The organism is Streptococcus sp. 23.2, assembly GCF_016648665.1.
In the GTDB taxonomy this organism is placed as follows: Bacteria; Bacillota; Bacilli; order Lactobacillales; family Streptococcaceae; genus Streptococcus; species Streptococcus salivarius_E.
Genome location: NZ_JACLQJ010000008.1, coordinates 20294 through 42244, shown reverse-complemented (window position 1 = coordinate 42244; position 21951 = coordinate 20294). Strand labels below are relative to the sequence as shown.

21 protein-coding genes are annotated in these 21951 nt (G+C 41.5%); 6 read left to right on the top strand and 15 right to left on the bottom strand.

Features of this window, described 5'->3' with window-relative positions:
- Position 1 precedes the first annotated feature (1 nt).
- The 10 genes from dusB to mecA all read right to left on the bottom strand — a co-directional run bounded on the left by dusB (position 2) and on the right by mecA (position 9792).
- Positions 2–979 carry a tRNA dihydrouridine synthase DusB gene (dusB, locus tag H7T98_RS05665; protein WP_201061455.1) on the bottom strand — a complete coding sequence of 326 codons (978 nt, stop codon included), beginning with the start codon at positions 977–979 and terminating at the stop codon, positions 2–4.
- Complete coding sequence (hslO, locus tag H7T98_RS05660; RefSeq protein ID WP_037600144.1) at positions 972–1838, bottom strand: Hsp33 family molecular chaperone HslO; 867 nt, start codon at positions 1836–1838, stop codon at positions 972–974. Before hslO ends, dusB begins: the two co-directional genes overlap by 8 nt.
- An 80-nt stretch (positions 1839–1918) precedes the next feature.
- Positions 1919–2278: a hypothetical protein gene (locus tag H7T98_RS05655; RefSeq protein WP_201059455.1), complete on the bottom strand. Its 360-nt coding sequence runs from the start codon at positions 2276–2278 to the stop codon at positions 1919–1921.
- Positions 2279–2452: 174 nt separating this feature from the next.
- Entirely contained in the window at positions 2453–3871 is a 1419-nt protein-coding gene (gene sufB, locus H7T98_RS05650) for a Fe-S cluster assembly protein SufB (protein WP_002883666.1), read from the bottom strand.
- Positions 3872–3946: 75 nt separating this feature from the next.
- Positions 3947–4378, bottom strand: coding sequence for a Fe-S cluster assembly sulfur transfer protein SufU (gene sufU / locus H7T98_RS05645; protein WP_002883658.1), 432 nt, complete (start codon positions 4376–4378; stop codon positions 3947–3949).
- Positions 4365–5597, bottom strand: coding sequence for a cysteine desulfurase (locus tag H7T98_RS05640; RefSeq protein WP_201059452.1), 1233 nt, complete (start codon positions 5595–5597; stop codon positions 4365–4367). Before H7T98_RS05640 ends, sufU begins: the two co-directional genes overlap by 14 nt.
- A 53-nt stretch (positions 5598–5650) precedes the next feature.
- The gene (sufD, locus tag H7T98_RS05635; protein ID WP_048790376.1) at positions 5651–6913 is read right to left on the bottom strand and encodes a Fe-S cluster assembly protein SufD; all 1263 of its coding nucleotides are present in this window, start codon (positions 6911–6913) and stop codon (positions 5651–5653) included.
- A gap of 36 nt (positions 6914–6949) precedes the next feature.
- Complete coding sequence (gene sufC, locus H7T98_RS05630) at positions 6950–7720, bottom strand: Fe-S cluster assembly ATPase SufC (RefSeq protein WP_002883600.1); 771 nt, start codon at positions 7718–7720, stop codon at positions 6950–6952.
- A 161-nt stretch (positions 7721–7881) separates the two neighbouring features.
- A complete protein-coding gene (locus H7T98_RS05625) occupies positions 7882–9039 on the bottom strand; it encodes a glycosyltransferase family 4 protein (RefSeq protein WP_061652476.1) in 1158 nt (385 codons plus the stop codon).
- Positions 9040–9042: 3 nt separating this feature from the next.
- Positions 9043–9792, bottom strand: coding sequence for an adaptor protein MecA (gene mecA, locus H7T98_RS05620; protein ID WP_014633817.1), 750 nt, complete (start codon positions 9790–9792; stop codon positions 9043–9045).
- Positions 9793–9998: 206 nt separating this feature from the next.
- Here mecA and H7T98_RS05615 point away from each other — a divergent pair, with 206 nt between their 5' ends.
- A complete protein-coding gene (locus H7T98_RS05615) occupies positions 9999–10370 on the top strand; it encodes a DUF3021 family protein (RefSeq protein WP_073689825.1) in 372 nt (123 codons plus the stop codon).
- Positions 10371–10429: 59 nt separating this feature from the next.
- On the opposite strand, the gene H7T98_RS05610 is transcribed toward H7T98_RS05615, so the two are convergent.
- A complete protein-coding gene (locus tag H7T98_RS05610; RefSeq protein ID WP_002883622.1) occupies positions 10430–11284 on the bottom strand; it encodes an undecaprenyl-diphosphate phosphatase in 855 nt (284 codons plus the stop codon).
- 205 nt (positions 11285–11489) lie between these two features.
- On the opposite strand from H7T98_RS05610, the gene H7T98_RS05605 reads away from it, so the two are divergent.
- Complete coding sequence (locus H7T98_RS05605; protein WP_156685181.1) at positions 11490–13037, top strand: ABC transporter substrate-binding protein/permease; 1548 nt, start codon at positions 11490–11492, stop codon at positions 13035–13037.
- Positions 13037–13777: an amino acid ABC transporter ATP-binding protein gene (locus H7T98_RS05600; RefSeq protein ID WP_073689731.1), complete on the top strand. Its 741-nt coding sequence runs from the start codon at positions 13037–13039 to the stop codon at positions 13775–13777. The genes H7T98_RS05605 and H7T98_RS05600 overlap by 1 nt, the downstream gene beginning before the upstream one ends.
- Before the next feature lie 90 nt (positions 13778–13867).
- Here H7T98_RS05600 and H7T98_RS05595 read toward each other — a convergent pair whose 3' ends face one another.
- Positions 13868–16435 (bottom strand): SEC10/PgrA surface exclusion domain-containing protein, encoded by a 2568-nt coding sequence (locus tag H7T98_RS05595; protein WP_073689730.1) that lies wholly within the window; start codon positions 16433–16435, stop codon positions 13868–13870.
- Between the two features lie 298 nt (positions 16436–16733).
- Between H7T98_RS05595 and H7T98_RS05590 the strand changes: the two genes are divergently transcribed.
- Positions 16734–17324, top strand: a complete 591-nt coding sequence (locus H7T98_RS05590; RefSeq protein WP_049529346.1) for a VanZ family protein — start codon at positions 16734–16736, stop codon at positions 17322–17324.
- A gap of 214 nt (positions 17325–17538) precedes the next feature.
- Here the strand turns inward: H7T98_RS05590 and rpsO are convergent, their stop codons facing one another.
- Positions 17539–17808: a 30S ribosomal protein S15 gene (rpsO, locus tag H7T98_RS05585; protein ID WP_002883618.1), complete on the bottom strand. Its 270-nt coding sequence runs from the start codon at positions 17806–17808 to the stop codon at positions 17539–17541.
- A 149-nt stretch (positions 17809–17957) separates the two neighbouring features.
- A complete protein-coding gene (locus H7T98_RS05580; RefSeq protein ID WP_110980925.1) occupies positions 17958–19115 on the bottom strand; it encodes an MFS transporter in 1158 nt (385 codons plus the stop codon).
- Positions 19116–19222: 107 nt separating this feature from the next.
- On the opposite strand from H7T98_RS05580, the gene H7T98_RS05575 reads away from it, so the two are divergent.
- Positions 19223–19861 (top strand): Crp/Fnr family transcriptional regulator, encoded by a 639-nt coding sequence (locus H7T98_RS05575; RefSeq protein ID WP_002883647.1) that lies wholly within the window; start codon positions 19223–19225, stop codon positions 19859–19861.
- Between the two features lie 93 nt (positions 19862–19954).
- Positions 19955–20569: a peptide deformylase gene (gene def / locus H7T98_RS05570; RefSeq protein ID WP_002883663.1), complete on the top strand. Its 615-nt coding sequence runs from the start codon at positions 19955–19957 to the stop codon at positions 20567–20569.
- 125 nt (positions 20570–20694) lie between these two features.
- Here def and ilvA read toward each other — a convergent pair whose 3' ends face one another.
- Positions 20695–21945, bottom strand: coding sequence for a threonine ammonia-lyase IlvA (ilvA, locus tag H7T98_RS05565; RefSeq protein ID WP_002883616.1), 1251 nt, complete (start codon positions 21943–21945; stop codon positions 20695–20697).
- Positions 21946–21951 lie beyond the last annotated feature (6 nt).

Here is a 21951-nt window from a genome sequence, read left to right as displayed (position 1 = left end):
TTTATCGCAAAGTCGCAAATATTTCTTCGACCTGAGCAACAGACTCGGCACGTGAGACTTCGCCACGAACCTTAGCTGCTCCTGCTGTTCCACGAAGATAGTGTGGTGCCAGACCACGGAATTCACGAACAGCAATCTTTTCACCTTTAAGGTCCACCAAACGTTTGAGGTGGTCTTCAGCGATGTCCAGCTTCTTATCAAATGGAAGCTCTGGCAATTCCTCTCCCGTTTCGAAGAAGTGATTGATTTGCGTGAAGATGTATGGGTTGTTCATAGCTGCACGCCCCACCATAACCGCATCTACACCAAGTTCTTCAATCATGAGTTTAGCGTCTTGAACGCTACGAACATCACCATTTCCGATAAATGGAATCTTAGTAATAGCTTTAGCAACACGAGCCAGCGTCTCATGGTCACAGTGACCAGTATACATTTGTTCACGGGTACGACCGTGCATAGCAAGAGCAGAAACACCTGCAGACTCAGCTGCAAGAGCGTTTTCCACAGCCAAATCACTGTCTGACCAACCCGTACGCATCTTAACAGTCAAAGGAATATCAAGTACTGACGTTACTTCCTTGACAATGTGGTAAATCTTATCTGGATCCTTGAGCCACTTGGCACCAGCTTCATTTTTGACTACCTTATTGACCGGACAACCCATGTTGATATCAACGATATCAGCCTTCGTATTGGTCTGGATAAAGTCGGCTGCTCGCTTCAAGCCTTCAGCATCACCACCGAAAAGCTGGATAGACATTGGATGTTCATCCTCATCGATGTGAAGCATGTGAAGAGTTTTCTCATTATTGTAGAGGAGACCTTTTTCAGAAATCATCTCCATCACCACAAGACCAGCACCAAACTCTTTTGCAATGGTACGAAAGGCAGAGTTGGTCACGCCTGCCATAGGAGCTAGGACTGTTCGGTGAGGGATCTCTACATTTCCAATCATGAAGGACGAATTAAGTTTAGTCATTGATGAGTTCCTCCAAGTCAGCTTCTGAAAATTCATACTTGTTTTGGCAGAATTGGCAGATGATTTCAGCACCGTGATCTTCATCTTTAATAGCTTGAAGTTCATCCTTACCAAGCGTCAAGAGGGCATTTTCAAAGCGTTCACGTGAGCAATCACAGTCAAAACTCAGCTCCTCTTCAGACAAACGTTTGAAAGGCTCATCCCCATAAATAGCATTCAAGAGAGCTTCGATATGGTCATCAGACTCCAAAAGCGTTGAAATGGCTGGCATCTCTTGGATGCGTTTTTCGTAACGAGCGACTTCTTCCTCGCTAGCCCCTGGCAAGACCTGAAGCATGAAACCACCAGCAACCTTAACCTTATCCTCTTCGTCAAGAAGTACATTAAGACCAACAGCAGATGGTGTTTGCTCAGATTCTGTCAAATAGTAGGCAAAGTCTTCACCGATTTCACCAGAAATAAGTGGTGTTGATGACGTGTAAGGATTACCAGTTCCATAATCGATGATTGAGACAAACTGCCCTTGACCCATGAAAGGACCCACCAAAACTTCACCAGTCGCTGTTTTCTTGATGTCCACACCTGGATTTTGGATGTAGCCCTTAACATGTCCTTTGGTATCAGCTACAGAGATGATATGACCAAAAGAGCTGTTTCCGATAACCTTAACTGTAATTTTGCTTTCACCCTTTTGGTTAGCAGCCAAGATTTGATTGGCAATAAGAGTACGCCCCAAAGCAACTGTTGATGATGATAATGTATTGTGTTTTTCTTGTGCGGTTCTAACTGTTTCAGTGCTATCAAGAACATAAGCACGGAAAGAACCTGATTCTGAAATTGTTTTAATTAATTTATCCATAGTGTCTCTATTATAACACAAAAAAGAGGGTGGAAAAGTCGTAAACGCTTGGCGTTTCCTCTCCCACTCTCTCTAGCAAATTACCATGAAAACTCGGACAGTTTAGCTTTCCAGTCCATTATTTGGCGATTATCAAGCTGATGTTTTTCTTTTATTAATGGCGGCAAATTCTCCAAATACTCAATATAGATGCTGACAAGGAGATTATAGTCATTAGTCGTCAAACGTTTGAGTTGACTATGAATGAAGGCTGTCGCCTGATCATACTGTTCATGGATCAACAAGTCGTCAATATAGTCATTACCATCAATAGTGTGACCTTGCTCGTCCTCCACCTGACCTAAATCAATGTCTAAAGTCTCAAATTTAAAAGCCTTACTGACCACATTAGCTGTTCCTCGAATTTGATTGAGTAGCCAGTCACTGTTATACACTCCCATATTAGTCCCCTCCATTACTTGCTATTCAAATCTATTATATCTTTTTAAATAAAAGTTGTAAACGCTTTCTACACTTTGCAATTACTCTGTTCCTAACAGTTATCTATAGCCCATCTCCTGATTTTTCAGGCAAGACAAAAAGGACCATCTGGTCCCTTTAGATTATCAGAGTTTTTACCCAACTGATCCTTCCATTTCATAACTAATCAAGCGGTTAAGCTCAACGGCATATTCCATTGGAAGTTCTTTGGTGAATGGTTCCACAAATCCCATAACAATCATCTCTGTTGCTTCTTGTTCTGAAAGTCCACGACTCATGAGGTAGTAGAGTTGCTCTTCAGAAATCTTAGAAACTTTAGCTTCGTGTTCAAGGGCAACTTGTGAGTTGTGGATTTCGTTGAATGGGATAGTGTCTGATTTAGACAAGTCATCCATCAAGATGGTATCACATTCGATGTGAGATACCGATTTCTTAGAATCCTTGTTGAATGTGACTTGTCCACGGTAGTCAACCTTACCACCATTACGAGCAATTGATTTAGAGACAATAGATGATGATGTATGCGGTGCATTGTGAATCATCTTAGCCCCTGTATCTTGGTGTTGACCAGCATTGGCAAAGGCAATTGAAAGCATAGTACCACGTGCACCTTCGCCATCAAGGTAAACAGAAGGGTACTTCATGGTTACTTCAGCACCCAGGTTACCATCAATCCACTCAACAGTTGCGTTTTTCTTAGCCGTAGCACGTTTAGTTACCAAGTTGTAGACGCTATCTGACCAGTTTTGGATAGTTGAGTAGCGCATGTAGGCACCATCAAGTGCAAAGATTTCAACGATAGCCGCATGAAGGCTGGCAGTTGTGTAAGTTGGCGCTGTACATCCTTCAACATAGTGAACGCTGGCACCTTCATCAACGATGATAAGAGTACGTTCAAACTGAGCAGTTGCTTCGTTATTGATACGGAAGTAGGTTTGAAGCGGAATATCCACCTTAACGCCTTTAGGTACATAGATAAAGGTACCACCTGACCAGAAGGCTGAGTTAAGGGCTGCAAATTTATTATCTGTTGGCGGAACCAGTTTTGAGAAGTACTTCTTGAAGAGTTCTGGATGCTCTTTAAGAGCTGAATCCGTATCTGTAAAGATAATCCCCAACTTGTCGTACTCTTCTTTCATATTGTGGTAAACCACTTCTGATTCATACTGAGCTGAGGCTCCAGCAAGATAAGCACGCTCTGCTTCTGGGATACCAATACGTTCAAAAGTTTCCTTAATTTTCTCAGGAACATCTTCCCAGTCACGAGCAGGTTTGTCTGATGCCTTTTGGAAATAAGTCAGGTCATCAAAGTTAATACCAGAAAGGTCTGGTCCCCACTCTTGCATAGCCATTTTGTTAAAGGTTTCCAATGATTTTAAGCGGAATTCAAGCATCCACTCAGGTTCCCCCTTTTCAGCAGACATGGCACGGACCACGTCCTCACTGATCCCTTTTCCTGTTGAAAAGACTGGTGTCACATCGTCATGGAAACCATATTTATATTCTCCCAAATCAATGGGTTTTGGTTCTACTTTTTCATTTGTTTCAGTCATAGTATTTTCCTTTATTAAAGGTTTGATTCGTTTTCCTTTTTGCTTGGGCAAGGAGACTAACTGCTCCCTGACTTCCTAAAGCTCGCTTCTCTCTATGGCTTTTTTGAGCGCATTCCAAGAGAGTGTTGCACATTTGATACGTTGTGGAAATTTAGAAACCCCCGCCAAGAGCTTGGCTTCGCCCAGCTTATCTTCATCTTTATGATCTCCTTGAATCATAAGAGAGAAAATCTCCGCTAGTTCCAAAGCCTCGGCCTTGGTTTTTCCAATAACTGCATCCGTCATCATACTTGATGAAGCTGTAGAAATGGTACAACCATCACCAGCAAAGGCAATGTCTTCAATCACGTCACCATCAAATTTAACTGACAGATTGATAACATCTCCACAAGTCGGATTATTCAGTTGAAGTTGCTCCACATCAGGTAGGACACCATGATGGTGAGGGCTCTTAGAGTGATCGGCCACAACAGCCATATATAAACTATCTAGTCTAGAGAGTGCCATTGAAAAACTCCTTCGTCGCAAGAATTGCCTCTACAAGTTTGTCGCAATCCTCTTTAGTATTATAAATATAGAAGCTAGCTCGGGCAGCTGATGAGATTCCTAAATGATTAATTAAAGGCTGAGCACAGTGGTGACCCGCACGCACTGCCACTCCTTCATAGTCAAGAGCGGTCGCCACATCATGAGGGTGAAGCCCATCAATATTAAAGGCAACAACACCTGCATGCCGACTAGGATCTTCTGGACCGTAGACTGTCAGACCATCAATCGCCTGAAGCTTAGGCAAAACATAGTCTACTAATTCTTGCTCGTAAGCATGAATATTTTCCATACCTAAAGCAGAGAGGTAGTCCACAGCAGCACCAAGAGCAATAGCCCCCGCAATGTTAGGTGTACCAGCCTCAAATTTCCAAGGCAATTCCTTCCAAGTGGCTTCCTGTTCGTAAACAAAATCAATCATCTCACCACCGAATTCAATAGGATTCATCTGGTTAAGAATCTCTTCCTTGCCATAAAGAACCCCAATCCCTGTTGGACCTAACATCTTATGTCCAGAAAGGGTGAAGAAATCACAATCCAAATCCTGAACATCAATGGCCATGTGGGGCGCCGATTGGGCACCATCCACCACCATATAGGCACCAACTTGGTGGGCGAGCTTGGCAATTTCTTTGACAGGATTGATGCAGCCTAAAACGTTAGAGACCTGAGCTAGACTGACAAATTTTGTCTTTTCAGTAATCTTGTTAGCCAAATCTTCCATATCCAATTGGCCATCTTTCAAGTAGGCATAAACAAGTTTTGCCCCCGTCTTCTTACAAGCTTCCTGCCAAGGAATGATATTTGAGTGGTGTTCCATAATTGAAATAACCACCTCATCTCCTGGCTCAAGAACCTGCTCTGCAAAACGACCAATCCAGTTAAGACCAGTTGTCGTTCCACGTGTAAAGAGGACCTCTTTGGTTGATTTAGCATTGATAAACTGACGAAGCTTTTCACGACTAGCTTCGTAAGCAGCTGTTGCACGCTCAGCCAAAGTATGCACACCACGGTGAACATTGGCATTGTCCTCATGATAGTAGGCCATGAGAGTGTCCAAAACTACTTGGGGCTTCTGGGTCGTTGCTGCATTATCCAAGTATACCAAAGGTTCATCATTAACTACCTGATCTAAAATGGCAAAATCTTGTCGAATCTTATAGGCATCTAAAGCTGACATCTTATCTCCCTATCTAGATATATCATAGGTTAGACTATCTGCGTCGATAGTTCCTAACGTTTGTTTAGTTTTGTATCAGTTACAGAAATCATTTCATCGCGCACTTCTTTAACTGGGATTTCAGTAATAACTGCTCCTAAGAAACCGCGAATAACCAAACGTTCTGCAGTGTCTTGATCAAGTCCACGACTCATGAGGTAATACATATCCTCTGGATCTACCTGACCGATTGAAGCAGCATGTCCTGCTGTAACTTCATTTTCGTCAATCAAGAGGATTGGGTTCGCATCTGAACGTGCCTTGTCAGAAAGCATAAGCACACGGCTTTCTTGTTGTGCATCAGCACCCTTAGCACCTTTGACAATGTGACCAATACCATTGAAAGTCAAAGTACCACGTTCCAAGATAACACCGTGTTGGAGGATATGTCCCACAGAGTTGTTACCATAGTTAGTCACACGAGTATCAATCCCTTGAACCTGACGACCTGATGAAAGACCAATAACTTTAAGGTTGGCATGACTTCCATTACCAATCAAGTCACTATCAAAGTCAGCAATAACATTGCCCTCGTTCATAATCCCGAGAGCCCAGTCAATGCTGGCATCACGACCGATACGACCACGACGACTAATATAAGTTGTGACATTTTCACCCAAACGGTCAATAGCCGCAAACTTAACTTGTGCACCGTCTTGAGCAATGACTTCAACCGAAATGTTGGCACTAGCTTTTTCAGTCGCTTCACCTAGCGTTTCAAAACGCTCAAGGTAAGTCAATTTACTGTTTTTACCCGCCACGATCAAAACGTGTTTGTTAAATGGAACATTTGAAGTTCCATCTTGGTAAAAATAGCTTTCAACTGGCAAGTCAATTTCAACATTATCTGGTACATAAAGGACTGCTGCACTATTGAAGTAGGCATAGTTATAAGCTGCCAATTTGTCCTCATCATAGGCTACAGCCTTACCAAAGAAGGCTTCAACGACTTCTGGGATTTCCTCAAGAGCAGTCGTAAGGTCTGTAAAGACCACACCTTGGCTAATCAAGTCGGCTGGCAATTGTTCAAGTACAGTATTTGTTCCTACTTGGACCAATTTAGGGTTGTTTCCAAGCGCTGTAAAATCAGGCACATTTGCTGATGGTTCATTTTCAGTAATCGTTCCATCACCGAGATTCCAACGGTGGAATTTAACACGCTCAATTTTTGGAAGAGCCAAACTTTCAAGCTTATCAAAGGCTGCTTGACGAAGGTCTTGCAACCAAAGTGGCTCTGCTTTTGCTTGTGAAAAAGCGATAATAGATTCTTTTGACATAGGTTACTCCTTTTCTAGTTATTTCGAGTAACAGACTTACGCTTCTTCGTGGTACTCGTAACCGAGCTCTTCAGCGATTTTCGCATAACCTTCTTGCTCAAGACGAGCAGCCAATTCAGGACCGCCTGAAAGAACCACTTTACCTTCCATCATTACGTGTACAACATCTGGAGTGATGTAGTTCAAAAGACGTTGGTAGTGAGTGATAATCATAGCACCGAAGCCTTCGCCACGCATAGCGTTAACCCCTTTTGAAACCACTTTAAGGGCATCGATATCAAGACCTGAGTCAATCTCATCGAGAAGAGCAAACTTAGGTTCCAACATGAGCAATTGAAGGATTTCGTTACGCTTTTTCTCACCACCTGAGAAACCTTCATTAAGGTAACGCTCAGCCATTTCTTCACGCATACCAAGCAATTCCATCTTTTCATCCAATTTAGTGATGAAATCAAGAACAGAAATCTTTTCGTCATCTTCTTTACCAGCGTTCATAGCCGCACGGATGAACTCAGCATTTGTGATTCCTGGGATTTCAGCTGGGTATTGCATAGCAAGGAAAAGACCTAGGCGTGCACGTTCGTCAACTTCCAAATCAAGGATGCTTTCGCCATCAAAAAGGATGTCCCCTTCTGTGATTTCATAGTTTGGGTTACCCATGATAGCAGCTGAAAGGGTAGATTTACCAGTTCCGTTAGGACCCATGATAGCAGCAATCTCACCAGTTTTAAGAGTCAAATTAAGACCCTTCAAGATTTCTTTATCTTCAACAGAAACATGAAGATTTTTGATTTCAAGTACAGACATTGTATACTCCTTTTTCATATATACAGCGAGCACTTGCTCGCTAATTTGCATTATTTTTTTGAAAATAGTCTTGCTATTTTCTGGAAAATAAAAAGAGAACTTCCATTTTCCTTAATTAGAATCATTATAACAAAAAAGCCATTACTTGGCTTTTCAAATGTTTAATTTTTTCGCCCTTGCTTCCATTTTAACATGGTTGCTTGGCGATAATCACTATTCCCGATAAATTTTAGGAAATTGAAGAGAGGTGTTCGACCAACGCCCCAAATCTCAAGCCCTTCAATCAGAATTTCCATTCCCAAAAGTAAACTCAAGAGCAAGAGAATACCACCGAGACGACTGGAAACATTTAACAAGAGGGCAATCAATGAAAAGAGAATAGCGATGGCATAAACCACCAGAACCGCTCCTCGATGAGTGAAGCCCATGGCTAGAAGGCGATGATGTAAGTGCATCTTGTCAGCCTCCATGGCTGGGCGCCCTGACAACTTACGGCGGACAATGGCTACCACTGTGTCAACAATAGGCACTCCAAGGATAATAACAGGTGACAAAATAGCCACTGCAGTTGCATTTTTCAATCCTTGCAATGACAAGACACCAATCATAAAGCCAATAAAAAGCGCCCCCGTATCACCTAGATAGATAATCGCTGGATGATAATTGTAAGGGAAGAAGCCCATAATGGCAGCCACCAAGACAAAGATGGTCATGGTCAAGAAAATATCAGTATCATAGAGGAAGAAATAAGAAATCACCCCCATAGTCATAAGGGAAATGATAGAAACTCCTCCAACCAAGCCATCCAAACCATCAATCAGATTAATGGCATTGGTGATGGCCGCAATCCATAACACCGTTAAAATCAAGGTCAGGACTGGCCCAAAATGAATCATGGGACCACCAAATGGAATCTTAAAGCTATCAAATCGGAAGTCTGTAAAAGCCCAAACGATAACAGCTCCAATAACAATACCAAGCATCTTAGGTAGAGGCTTTAATTCCAAGATATCATCAATGAAGCCCGTCAGAGCTACGACAGATCCCCCCACAACAACCGGCAAGATGTACCTAATGTAAGAAACATGCCAGATATCCTTATGGATAATCATAGGCATAAAGACCAAGGTCGCTAGTACAAAGGCCAACAAAATAGCTAGACCGCCAGCACTAGGCATGGGCTTTTTATTGATACGTCTTGCATTGGGATTGTCAACAGCTCCGACACGTAAGGCCAAAGAGCGTACCAATGGGGTCGTCACAATGGCAATCAAAAAGGTCCCAATCAAAACGAATATATAGTTAATGGTCCAAGGCATGTCTTAGCTCCATTTCGTTGCTTGTAGTACCGGTAAGGCGTCCTCTTCCATCAAGATTGTTGCATGCTCTTGTAGGTAGGCACGTGTTCGGTCTGCTACATTCGCATATTCAAGAAAACGCGCATACATATTGTTCGCGTAATAATCAGGCTCATCAGCCAAGTAAAGAAGGATCGTCATGTAGTAGACATCCCCAAGTTTATAAAGCTCAGAACCTTCAACAGGTATATCCTTCAAACCTTGCGTAAAAGTCACCACTTGATCAAAGTCAGAGAAGGCCAAGACATAGTGGGTATAGTCTTCACGAATATTTTCTTCAGCCACTTCCTTGGTAGGCTCTGTCATAGCCTTATCAACCTCTTCCAAGGTCTTTTCAAGCTCTTCGAGCTTATGGTGTGCTTCGATGTCACCCTTGTCCATAAAGTTACCCTCAAGGGCCTTTAGAAACTCTTCTGGAGAAAGCCCTGAATAGTCATCCATATCTGACAAATCGTTGAAATCAAGGTCTTCCTTAAGATCTGATTTAGTCACAAAGACATCCACACGATCCTTGCGTGGCGTGACACGGAAGCTCAGCATTCCACTATTTTTAAAGTTATCAGGCAAGTCCAACTCATCCATGACAGTATAGAAAAATTCCTCTGTTTTTTCCTGGGGAATCAAGAAATCCTTCAATTCCATACCATGTTCTTCAAGATCTTCCATGGTAATCATGATTTTTAGAGTTGTCTCGCTTATTTGTTTCATTTCCATATGTAAAAAACCTCGCACGAGTAGTTATTTCATTATACTAGAAAAGCCAAGAGATAGCAATTTCTGAGCAAGTTTGAGTCTTATTTTGGAAAGGATTTCTACAAACTTCTTAATACTAACAAAACCTTGTATTTCCCCATTTATACCTGTCATCTATCCTAGATTGGAGTATAATAAAAGTGAAGATATACATGGAGGTGATGACCATGACTGCCTATAAAAAAGGGTGGCTACGAGCTAGCATTGCTGGAGGAATAACGAGTTTATTGACGCTCTTTCTCTACTTATCGGGGCAACCTTATCAAGTAAACAAATCTACTTTTCTTACAGGGCTAATCGTCGCCATCATACTAGCAACTGCACCCATTTACGACGATAACCGTTTATCGCTCAAACAGCAATCACTTCTGCACTTCTCTATCATGTGTGTTACCATCCTTCCAATTCTCTGTTTGTCCGGATGGTATCCCTTGCATAATATCGTGGACTTCTTGAAAATCCTAGCTAGTTTCTTAACTTGTGGACTGGTCCTATGGTTGCTAGCTTACCTTATCTTTGGAAAACTTCTCCACAATTAATCTCTAAACCAGATAAAAAGGACTTCAATCGAAGTCCTTTTCAGTTTACTTAAAAGTAATTATCCGAAAATAAGTTTGACAGCTCCATAAAGAAGCACAATAATACCAAGTACGATACGGTATTTTCCGAAAACTGTGAAATCATGTTTCTTAATGTAATTCATCAAGAAGCGAATCACGAACAAGCTGACAACAAAGGCTGTCACACTAGCTACCAAGAGAATAGCCACTTGTCCACCTGTCAAGGTATTCCCGTCAATGAAATACTTAACCGCCTTAAGGCCACTATAACCAAACATGGTTGGAATACCAAGGAAGAAGGTAAAGTCAGCAGCTACGCTACGACTAGTACCAACGATGATACCCCCAAGAATAGTAGCACCTGAACGGCTTGTCCCTGGAATGATACTCAAGACTTGGAAAAGACCAATATAGAAAGCTGTCTTGTAAGACATACGTGCCAAATCCGTTACCTTAGGTTCTACACGTCGATTGCGGTCCTCAATCCAAATAAAGGCAATCCCGTAGACCACCAACATGATAGCTACTACAAAGAAATTACTGAGATGGGCCTCCATCCAGTCATCTAAAAGTAGACCAAAGAAGGCTGAAGGAATACAGGCAATGACCACCTTGAGCCAAAGTTGCCAAGTCAATTGCACTTCACGTGCTGTCTTACCAGGTTGGAAGGGATTCAAACGTTTAAAGTAAATGACCATAACCGCCAGAATAGCACCAAGTTGGATAACGATATTAAACATATCGATGAAATCTTTACTTTGTCTCAAGTTCAAGAATTCATTCACCAAAATCAAGTGACCTGTAGATGAAATCGGTAGCCACTCAGTGATACCTTCGACAATCCCAAGAAAGACTGCTTTTAGTAATTCAATAATAAATTGTGCCGTTTGCATAATTATCTCCGTTTTAAAATGCTAGCCTCATCACACCAAAAATGATCAAGGCTCCAAATCGTCCTTCCCATTATATCAAATTACAACTTGTATTTGAAGACAATCTTGGTATAGAGATTGTTTTTCTAATCCCAACTTATTGTCATTAATCCTAATTTCCTGTAAAATAGTAAGGTATGACATTTTTATAGGAGACATTGTTTCAATGAAAAGAATTATTGTAGCCTGCTTTGCAGCGCTCCTCCTCGTTTTTGGCGGAGTATCAAGCGCTCAAGCAGACGAGTATCTCCGTGTCGGTATGGAGGCTGCCTATGCACCTTTCAACTGGACGCAGGACGATGACTCAAACGGAGCCGTTCCAATCGAAGGTACTAAACAGTATGCCAACGGTTATGACGTGCAAATCGCTAAAAAAATCGCTGAAGCTCAAGGGAAGAAACCCTTGGTGGTCAAAACCGCTTGGACAGGTTTGATTCCTGCCCTCACTTCCGGCAAGATCGATATGATCATCGCAGGTATGAGTCCAACAGCTGAACGTCGTCAAGAAATCGACTTTTCAGACAGCTACTACCGAAGCGAACCTGTCATGGTTGTCAGCTCAGACGGTGATTATGCCAACGCTAAGAGCCTCAAAGACTTCAAGGATGCTAAAATCACAGCTCAACAAGGGGTTTATCTCTATAATTTGATTGACCAAATCCCAGGTGTCAGCAAACAAACCGCTATGGGAGACTTCGGTGCTATGCGCCAAGCCCTTGCGTCTGGTATCATCGATGGCTATGTTTCAGAGCGTCCTGAAGCCAAAACTGCCGAAGAAGCTAGCTCAAAATATAAGATGATTACGCTTAAAGATGGTGGTTTCCAGGTTTCAGACGATGACGTGTCCTTGGCCGTCGGTCTTCGTAAAGGAGACAGCCAGCAAATGGAACAAGTCAATAAGGTCCTTGCTGGAATCAGCCAAGAGGAACGTGTCAAACTGATGGATCACATCATTGCCATCCAACCTGCAGATAAGACTGATGAGGCTAAAAAAGGAAACTTCTTTAGTCAGATGAGCGCTATCATCGCTAAGAACTGGCCACAATTCTTACGTGGTACAGGAATTACCCTTCTTATCTCAATTATTGGTACAGTTGTGGGTACTTTTATCGGTCTTATGATTGGTGTTTACCGTACAGCTCCTAAAGCTGCTAATAAATTTGTAGCTTTGCTCCAAAAACTCTTTGGTTGGGTTCTTAATGTCTATATCGAAGTTTTCCGCGGTACGCCAATGATTGTACAATCTATGGTTATCTACTACGGTACTGCCCAGGCCTTTGGTATCAACATTGACCGTACCCTAGCAGCTGTCTTCATCGTTTCTATCAACACCGGAGCCTACATGAGTGAAATCGTTCGTGGTGGTATCTTCGCTGTTGATAAAGGACAATTCGAAGCTGCAACTGCTCTTGGATTTACCCATGGTCAAACCATGCGTAAGATTGTTCTTCCACAGGTTATCCGTAATATCTTGCCAGCTACTGGTAATGAGTTCGTTATCAATATCAAGGATACCTCTGTTTTGAACGTTATCTCTGTTGTGGAACTTTACTTCGCAGGTAACACTGTCGCAAGCCAAACTTATCAATACTTCCAAACATTCTTTGTTATCGCAGCAATCTACTTTGTCCTTACCTTCACAGTGACACGCATCTTGCGTTATGTAGAACGCCGTTTGGATCAAGATACTTACACACAAGGAGGGGTTCACTAATGACTGAGACGATTTTAGAAATTAAAAACCTCAAAAAATCATACGGAAAAAATGAAGTCCTCAAAGATATCTCCCTCAGCGTCAAAAAGGGTGAGGTTATCTCAATTATTGGTTCTTCAGGTTCAGGGAAATCAACCTTCCTTCGCTCTATTAACCTACTCGAATCACCTTCAGGTGGTGAAATCCTCTATCATGGGGACAACGTCCTTGAAAAAGGTTACGACCTCACTACCTATCGTGAAAAACTCGGTATGGTTTTCCAATCATTCAACCTCTTTGAAAACCTTAATGTCTTGGAAAATGCTATCGTAGCTCAAACAACCGTTCTAAAACGTGACCGTAAAGAAGCTGAAAGCATCGCCAAAGCTAACTTGGAGAAAGTTGGTATGGGGGAACAATACTGGAAAGCTAAACCAAAACAACTTTCAGGGGGACAAAAACAACGTGTAGCAATTGCTCGTGCCCTCTCTGTTGATCCAGAAGCCATCCTCTTTGACGAACCAACTTCAGCCCTTGACCCAGAAATGGTAGGGGAAGTACTCAAGACTATGCAGGAGCTATCTGGAACTGGTTTGACCATGATTATCGTTACCCATGAAATGGAGTTCGCACGTGACGTTTCAGACCGTGTCATCTTCATGGATAAAGGGGTAATCGCTGAACAAGGTAGCCCAGAACAAATCTTTGAAAATCCTAAAGAAGAACGTACCAAGGAATTCCTCAAACGTTTCTTGGGTTAAAAACAAAAAAGTTAAGGTTTCGGCCTTAACTTTTTTAGATTCTCAGACATATAAAAAAAACGGCAGTTGCCGTTTTTTTGTCTATAATGATTAGTTACGACGTGTACGTCTGTCAACGAAACCAAGGAAGGCCAATAGTGTCATGAAGAGACCTACAAGACTGAATCCTGCTGCAGTTGACTCACCTGTTTCTGGCAAGCTGTCTGCTTCTTGTACAGGAGCTTGTTTCTCAGCTTTTGTTTGACCATAATTTACAGGAACTTGCGCTACAGTTTGAGCTGCCTGTTCTTGTGTTGTGAAAGCAATAACTTTCCCATCTACATCGTAAACAGGTACTGGTGTAAGACCTTTAGATGTAATGTTAGCGAACTCTTTAGCCAATTGTGTTTGAAGCTCTTTGTCTGCCTTAGCTTTCATGTAGTTATCGAAGGCTGTTTGAACAGTCGTGTATTCGCTCGTTAATTTATCACGCTTAGCTGACAATTCAACAAGTTTCGCACGTTCAGTTGAAAGAGCTGCTTTCGCCGCAGTAAGTTTGGCAAAGGCTGTTGCACGTTCTGCTTTAGCCTTAGCTAGGTTAGCTGAAGCATTTGTAAGGGCTGCTACACGGTTCTTAGCAGCAGTCAAGGCTTGGTTAGCTTGTGTCAATGCTACTTGTTTCTTAGCAGTATCTTGCTTAGCAGCGTTGTAGGCATTTGTCAAACGTTGCAAGGTTGCAGAACTTGTCGCAAGTTTATCTTTAGCTGTTTTAAGCTCTGCTTGTTTTTCATCAAGAGTTGCTTGAGCTTTGCTAAGGGCTGCTGCTTTTTCTTGTGCGTTAGCATTAAGGTTTTCAACTGCAGCGTTAGCTTTTTCCAATTCTGATTTAGCAGTTGCAAGGGCTGCTTGTTTTTCAGAAAGGTTATTCTGAGCAGTTGCCAACTTGCTTGCAGTCGCTTTAAGAGCTGCAAGTTCTGACTGAGTATTCTTAAGCTTAAGAGTTGCTGACTCAGAAGCCGCTTTCTTGCTAGCCAAGTCACTTTGAGCTTGATCGTTAGCTTGCTTAGCAGCTTCATAAGCTGCTTTTGCAGCAGCAAGATTTGCATTTGAAGATGATTGAGATTGGTTACCTTCATATGGGTTAGCAATCTTAGTTGTGTCAAAGCTACTATCAGAAGCGATAGAATTTTTATTGACATTGTTTACGTGAACGTTAAAGGCACCGGCAACAACACTGATGTCTGTTCCAATGTAAGACTCACCACCATCTGCTGTAAGTCCAGAGATAGAACGAGCATGGTTCCACTCATTACCGTTAAACATGAAGTCAAGCATAGCTTCATAGACATATTTCTTAATGTCGTTAAGGGTAAATGGTCCTGTCAAACCTTGCCATGTATTAAGGTTTTCACCAATACTTACACTATTAAATGACTTACCAGCACGGTCAAGGGCGGCACTATCATGTCGTTGATGGGTAATAGCTTCCCAACCCCAGTTATCTGCTACATAACCATCTGAAACACGGTCAGCCGCAAGAACACTACCTTTTGAAACAGATGTTTGAGTTGTACCAAAGGCTGTACGAATTTGGTTAATCAAACTTGAAGCATACAATGACAAATCTGTAATTTGAGCTTCACTAAGATTATTCAAATCACTAATTTTAACATTTTTATCCGCTTCATTATCTTGATAACTATTGTTACCACGATCACGTTTATTAACGTTCTTCAAGACTTGTTCAGCTTGAGCTTTTTCTGCTGCGGTCGCTGTTTTAGACTCATGAATCTTAAGAGCATTGACATACTCTTGTGACACTGAGAATTTTTGACGAACATTAGCTGTTGAAGTTGTTGAAGATTCTGCTTTTTTCTTAGCTGCTTCAGCGGCTGCAAGTGCGGCTGCCTTTTCATTAGCTACTGTTTGAGCAGTCTCATAAGCTGCTTTAGCTTGGTTTGCTGCATTTTGGTCTGCAGTCAATTGCCCTTCTTTAGCTGAAATAGCAGTAGCTTTTTCTTTATCAGCTGCCTGAGCGGCTGCCAATTCTTCTTGAGCTTTTTTCTCAGCTGCTGTTGCAGCATCAAAAGCTGATTGCGCTTTAGCTTGGTTAGAAGCTGCCTCAGAAGCACTAGAACCATTAAGAGCTGCTTTAGCGGCATCTACTGATTTTTGAGCATTAGCCACTTCAGTAGCTTTAGCATTGACATTAGCTTGATCTGTATTAACGACAGCTTGCTGTTTGTCTGCTGCATCTTTAGCAGTTTTTTCTGCTGATTGAGCTGTTTCGACTGCTGACTTAGCTTCCTTAGCTGCATTTTCAGCAGTAGTTACTTGACCTTGAGCGGCAGCAATAGTTTCTGGACTTGCTTCATCGGCTGCTGTTTGTGCCTTTTGCAAGTTAGAATCTGCTGTCGCTAGGTTTGCTTGAGCCTGGTTTGCAGCTACTTCATGATTAGCAACAACTGACTCTTGTTGCGATACTGCTTGATTTGCAGCGCTGGCTTCTTCTCTAGCCGCTTCGACTTGGGCTTGAGTTGGGACAGCTTGTGTAGCTGTCGATGATACTGATGCTGTTGTTGAGGCTTGATCGTTTGTCGTTACCTCATCAGCTTTAGCAACTGTAGCAGAAACTGCAAGTGCTGCAATTCCAGCTGTCGCCAAAACCTTTTTATTCATAAGACGAACTCCTTTTTATGTTAAAAATTCACTACTATATAATAACATTTTAATAATCTCGAAACAAGGTGCTGACTCCTAATTTTTAAAATTTAATTATTTTATAAGCTTTCATAGCCTGTTTACAAAAATCATTAAATTGTTAGTCAAAAGTAGAGTTGCTGTTTCAAAGTCCTTTTTTAGTCTTTGATTCTGCCTTATCCTTTTATTCTATCAAAACTTCGTTACAGTTTCTTAACTTTCTTTAAACGTTTTTTTGATATAATGTGTACTCATCATATGCAAATGGAGGAGCAAAGTGGCAAAAACATTAAAAACATTGAGTAACATCTTACTAGGAATCCTCTCACTGGCCTTGTCTTATTGGTTTTATAGGGGGCATCTCGAACAGTACGTTCATTACATCGCCCATTATGGCTCCTACTTTCAAGTCTTACTCAACCTAGTCATTATTGTCCTACTGAGTTACTTTGTCTACGCTTTTTTGAAACTACTTCTTACTAGAAAGCTGAAAAAACAGACACTACTCCTACTCTACTTCATTTACTTTCTTGCTCTCTTCTACCTACTTTTCTTGAAAAACATTGGTACCCAAGGTCTCTCACTTAACCCCCTTTCCTTTGCTCGGGAATTATACTGGGGTAGCCACTTCGTTCCCATCATGAACCTGTTAATGTTCATTCCTCTGGGACTCCTCTTTTCTTCACGATTGAGTAATCTCCTACTTTGTCTCCTTACCCTTTTCTCCGTCGAATCCATTCAGTACTTCGGACATTTGGGAGTCTTTGATTTGGGAGATATCACCTTAAATATGTTAGGTATCCTTGTCGGAACTGCTATCCATCAACTCCCTCAATTTCAAACAGTTATCAAAAAGATTTTAAGTTAAAAAACTTCCAGAATTAATTTTGGAGTTTTTTTTTGTTCTATAGATTAATCATCGTAAGAAATTTTTAGAGGAATGCAGAAAAACAGCCCTCTACATCTAGAGAGCTGTTTTGAACTCAGGCTAAAATCCTAGCGAATAAAAAAACTGCCCCATCATAGAGCAGTTCCATTTTCGTGTATTCAATTGAACAAGGCCTAGACACTTGTATCTTGAATTAACGACGAAGTCCGAGTGAGCTGATCAACTCACGGTAACGGTTAACGTCTGTGCGGCGAAGGTATGCCAACAAGTTACGACGGTGACCGATTTTTTTCATCAAACCACGGTAAGTAGCGTGGTCTTTTTTGTGTTGTTTAATGTGTTCGTTAAGGTGGTTGATTTCCCAAGTAAGGACAGCAACTTGAACCTCTACTGAACCAGTGTCACCTTCGTGACGTGCGTATTGAGCAATGATTTCATTTTTTTTCTCTTTTGAGATTGCCATGTTTTTTCTCCTTTTTTTGCTCCATCCGAGTCTTAGGATTGGCTCTCCTAAAACCAAGAAAGAGTTGGTTTGTCTTTACGACCTCTCTATTTTAGCTCATCTACTAATCTTTGTCAATCGCAAGATTTCACTGATTAAGTTTTTGAAGCTTAGACTTTTTTGGCCATTTTTGCATTCAGAAAGAATCCAAGGAAAAGTAGGAAACTTACGATAGCATAAGCTAGAAAAATCCAACTAAAACTTGGAGATATGAGTGCTAACAATTTCAAAACATAAGGGGAAATGGCTGACCCTAGGTTACAGCCTAAGAGGACATAGGCTGTCGCCTTGTTCAACAGACTTCTAGCAATAGACTCAGAAAGTCGGTTAAAGATAATTGTCAAAATAATACTATAAAAGAAACCAACACCAACTGAAGATAAAATCAAAATCGGTAAGTTACTAGCCACTGACATCCCAAAGAGACAAACCGCTAACAAGAACATCACTATAAGCAAAAGACGATTTTTAAAATGTCCTATAAGCGAGGCGAAACTCAGTCCAGCTACAATTCCAATTCCCTGCTCTAAACTCAGTACTAAGGCTGATTGACCACTCTCAATAGTCTTACCAGCAACTTGAAACAGAGGCACGCGCAAACTAATCGAAGAATTGATACAGATGACAAAACCTGCTAAAAGAGCCATGCCAAGAATCATACCAAGGTCTTTTTTGTTCAGAACTTGTTTTCTTTTTGTAATCTGCTTCTTCTCCACCTGCTCCATCGATGGCACAAAAAGGAGGTACATAATCAAAATCACAAAACCAAAACCATAGATAAGAAAGGCAAAGGTCCAATGAATTTTCAGTAATTGTCCAACTAAAAGAGAACAAGAAGCTCCACCAATCAACTCCATGGAGCCACGAATACCTAACATCTGAACTCGCTCTTTACCTTGATAACGTTGACTGATGATGGCAATCGCCTTAGCATTGATAAGACCAATCCCCATTCCAAAAGCAATACGTGACAGTAAGACAAGAGGATAGGCTTGTACAAAAAAAGGAAAAATCCCAGCACTACTAAGTAAGAGCAGCCCAGTCACAATTAGCTGTCTATCACTTAGCCATTTGTCAATAAATGAATTAAGTAAGAGCATCGCGACTACGGAAAATGAAGGGACAGATACTAAAAGCTCCACTTGCGCGGCAGAAAAGGTTGGGCTATAGTAGTCCAACATAGGTGGTAACGCTGTTGAAATCGAAAAGGCCGAAATCAAGAGCAAGGATAGCCCAAGCAGGCTCATTTTTTCTAAAATTCGTGTCATAATATAGGGATAAGAACATCCTTTCCTTACTTGTCTAATAGTTATTTTTTCATTATAATCTAAGGAGACTTTAAAAAATAGGACCTAGGTCCTAAAAAAGGAGATGTATGCGTAATCATACCATAAGACCTCAACTTGACCAGGTCTTTCCACCCCCCTACCTCAACCAATTACAGAAAGTCACCTTTCAAAAGAACGATTATATTTGTACCCAAGGGCAAGCTATCACTGAGCTGACCTACATTTTATCAGGAAAGGTAAAAATTGTTCGTTCTCTCTTCAATGGTAAAGAACATATCCTAGAAACGCTCAATCAGCCTCAGATATTGGGAGATGTAGAACTCATGACCAACCAACCAGCAGGATCATCAGTCATTGCTTTAGAAGAGGTTCAAGCAGTTCAGCTCCCATTAAATAATAAAGAAGAACTCCTCAAAGACCCTGTTTTTCTCTACCAAATTGGACGTAACCTGGCTATGGCACTGCATAAGCAAGGTATCACTGCTTCAACGAATGCGAGCTACTCTGTCAAAGAGCGTCTGGCCACCCATATTTTGAATAGTGAAGAAGAGAATATCTTTCAATTATCGCCATCTATTTTAGCTTCCCGTTTTGGAACTAGCTATCGTCATGTACAGCGAGTCATCAAACAATTTATCGACCAGGGAATTATCGAAAAAGAGGCCTTTAAAACCTATCGTATTTTAGAGAGACAAACCTTGGAAAAACTGGCTTTTATCGATTAGAAAAAGCCTCACTTTAATCCTTGATGGTTTAATTTTCAACCCTTTTGTGCTATAGTTATAAACAAGTAAATCAAAGAAAATAGAGGTAAACAAATGGACGCTCAAACCAAAATTATCCGCGCCAGCCATATGATTGATATGAATGATATCATTCGCGAAGGAAATCCAACCTTGCGTGCTGTCGCTGAAGATGTAACCTTCCCACTATCAGACGAAGACATTATCCTAGGCGAAAAAATGATGCAGTTTCTTCGTAACTCACAAGATCCTGTTATTGCCGAAAAAATGGGGCTTCGTGGGGGAGTCGGTCTTGCAGCCCCTCAATTAGATATTTCAAAACGCATTATCGCTGTTCTCGTTCCAAACCCTGAAGACGCTGAGGGTAATCCACCAAAAGAAGCATATAGTCTTCAAGAAATCATGTACAACCCTAAAGTAGTTGCCCATTCTGTTCAGGATGCTGCTTTGGGCGATGGCGAAGGATGCCTCTCAGTTGACCGCGATGTTCCTGGTTACGTGGTTCGTCATGCTCGAGTAACTGTTGAATACTTCAACAAAGAGGGCGAAAAGCAACGTGTTAAACTCCGTGGTTACAACTCAATCGTTGTTCAACATGAAATCGACCATACTAACGGTATCATGTTCTACGACCGCATCAATAAAGACAATCCATTCGCCATCAAAGATGGACTCTTAATTATCGAATAAAGAAAACCTCAGTAGAAATACTGGGGTTTTAGTTTGAAGATAAGGCATTAGTACCACTTTATAGCTAAGTCAAAGTAGAAAAGAACCGACTTCGTCGATTCTTTTTTCATTGTCTGAACCTGTCCTCAGACAAGCATATTGTATAGTGTTTCGTTACCGTGAAGGTTGATATAACTTGGGTCAAAGGCCGAAAGACGCTCGAGAAGTCCATCATAGTCGTTCTTATCACTAAGAGCTATACCAATGAGAACCGGACCTTTTCCTTTATTAGCACGTTTGATGTACTCAAAACGAGTGATATCATCATTTGGTCCCAAGATATCATTTACAAATTCACGAAGGGCACCAGGACGTTGTGGGAAGTTAACCACAAAGTAATGCTTGATACCATCGTAGATAAGCGCACGTTCTTCCATCTCTGGCATACGGTTGATGTCATTGTTACCACCTGAAATGATGCAGACGATGGTTTTTCCTTTAATCTCATCTTTGATCACTTCCAAAGCTGCCACTGATGCCGCACCTGCGGGTTCTGCAATGGTACCAACCTTAGAGTACATATCAATTAGGGTTTCTGAAATCAATCCTTCATCAACTCCTAAGAGGCGGTCAACGTATTTACGTGCGACTTCATAGGTCTTGACACCTACCTTTTGAACAGCAATCCCGTCCGCAAACTTATCAATTTCTTCAAGTTTTACAGGATAACCACGGTCAAAGGCAGCACGCATACTACGAGCACCACTAGCCTCAACACCAATAACCTCCATAGACGGTGCTACATCCTTGATATAGGTAGCTACACCAGAGATAAGGCCACCACCACCTACTGGAACCAAGATACTATCAAAGGAAACACCTTCCTCTTGGGCCTGCTCATAAATTTCATAAGCAACAGTTCCTTGACCTGCTTGGACATTATAATCGTCGAATGGATCAATGAAAGTCATCCCTTCAGACTTGGTATATTCCTGTGCTGCTTGAGCAGAAGCATCAAAGGTATCTCCCACCAATTTGATTGTTACAAACTTGCCACCAAAGAAACGGACTTGACCAATTTTTTGGAGAGGTGTTGTTACTGGCATAAAGATGGTTGCCGGAATCTTCATCTCGTTACAAGTGTAGGCAACCCCCTGAGCATGGTTTCCGGCTGATGCACAAACCACACCACGCGCCTTGTCCTCATCACTCAATTGATGGATAGCATAGTAGGCTCCACGCAATTTGAAAGAGCGTACCTTTTGCATATTTTCTTTTTTAATATAAATGGTCGCCCCGTATTTTTCAGATAGGTAGCGATCAAAATCTAGTGGTGTGCGTTCCACCACGTTTTTTAAGACTTCATTAGCCTTTACGATATCATTTGCAGTAATCATTGGCTC

Excerpts from the sequence above, each read along its gene's own strand:
- sufB (WP_002883666.1), bottom strand. The coding sequence starts at position 3,871 with ATGACTGAAACAAATGAAAAAGTAGAACCAAAACCCATTGATTTGGGA.
- ilvA (WP_002883616.1), bottom strand. The coding sequence starts at position 21,945 with ATGATTACTGCAAATGATATCGTAAAGGCTAATGAAGTCTTAAAAAAC.
- H7T98_RS05625 (WP_061652476.1), bottom strand. The coding sequence starts at position 9,039 with ATGCCTTGGACCATTAACTATATATTCGTTTTGATTGGGACCTTTTTG.
- H7T98_RS05595 (WP_073689730.1), bottom strand. The coding sequence starts at position 16,435 with ATGAATAAAAAGGTTTTGGCGACAGCTGGAATTGCAGCACTTGCAGTT.
- H7T98_RS05640 (WP_201059452.1), bottom strand. The coding sequence starts at position 5,597 with ATGTCAGCTTTAGATGCCTATAAGATTCGACAAGATTTTGCCATTTTA.
- sufD (WP_048790376.1), bottom strand. The coding sequence starts at position 6,913 with ATGTCAAAAGAATCTATTATCGCTTTTTCACAAGCAAAAGCAGAGCCA.
- H7T98_RS05655 (WP_201059455.1), bottom strand. The coding sequence starts at position 2,278 with ATGGGAGTGTATAACAGTGACTGGCTACTCAATCAAATTCGAGGAACA.
- mecA (WP_014633817.1), bottom strand. The coding sequence starts at position 9,792 with ATGGAAATGAAACAAATAAGCGAGACAACTCTAAAAATCATGATTACC.
- def (WP_002883663.1), top strand. The coding sequence starts at position 19,955 with ATGGACGCTCAAACCAAAATTATCCGCGCCAGCCATATGATTGATATG.
- sufU (WP_002883658.1), bottom strand. The coding sequence starts at position 4,378 with ATGGCACTCTCTAGACTAGATAGTTTATATATGGCTGTTGTGGCCGAT.
- rpsO (WP_002883618.1), bottom strand. The coding sequence starts at position 17,808 with ATGGCAATCTCAAAAGAGAAAAAAAATGAAATCATTGCTCAATACGCA.
- H7T98_RS05615 (WP_073689825.1), top strand. The coding sequence starts at position 9,999 with ATGACTGCCTATAAAAAAGGGTGGCTACGAGCTAGCATTGCTGGAGGA.
- H7T98_RS05610 (WP_002883622.1), bottom strand. The coding sequence starts at position 11,284 with ATGCAAACGGCACAATTTATTATTGAATTACTAAAAGCAGTCTTTCTT.
- sufC (WP_002883600.1), bottom strand. The coding sequence starts at position 7,720 with ATGTCTGTACTTGAAATCAAAAATCTTCATGTTTCTGTTGAAGATAAA.
- H7T98_RS05600 (WP_073689731.1), top strand. The coding sequence starts at position 13,037 with ATGACTGAGACGATTTTAGAAATTAAAAACCTCAAAAAATCATACGGA.
- H7T98_RS05580 (WP_110980925.1), bottom strand. The coding sequence starts at position 19,115 with ATGACACGAATTTTAGAAAAAATGAGCCTGCTTGGGCTATCCTTGCTC.
- hslO (WP_037600144.1), bottom strand. The coding sequence starts at position 1,838 with ATGGATAAATTAATTAAAACAATTTCAGAATCAGGTTCTTTCCGTGCT.
- dusB (WP_201061455.1), bottom strand. The coding sequence starts at position 979 with ATGACTAAACTTAATTCGTCCTTCATGATTGGAAATGTAGAGATCCCT.
- H7T98_RS05605 (WP_156685181.1), top strand. The coding sequence starts at position 11,490 with ATGAAAAGAATTATTGTAGCCTGCTTTGCAGCGCTCCTCCTCGTTTTT.
- H7T98_RS05575 (WP_002883647.1), top strand. The coding sequence starts at position 19,223 with ATGCGTAATCATACCATAAGACCTCAACTTGACCAGGTCTTTCCACCC.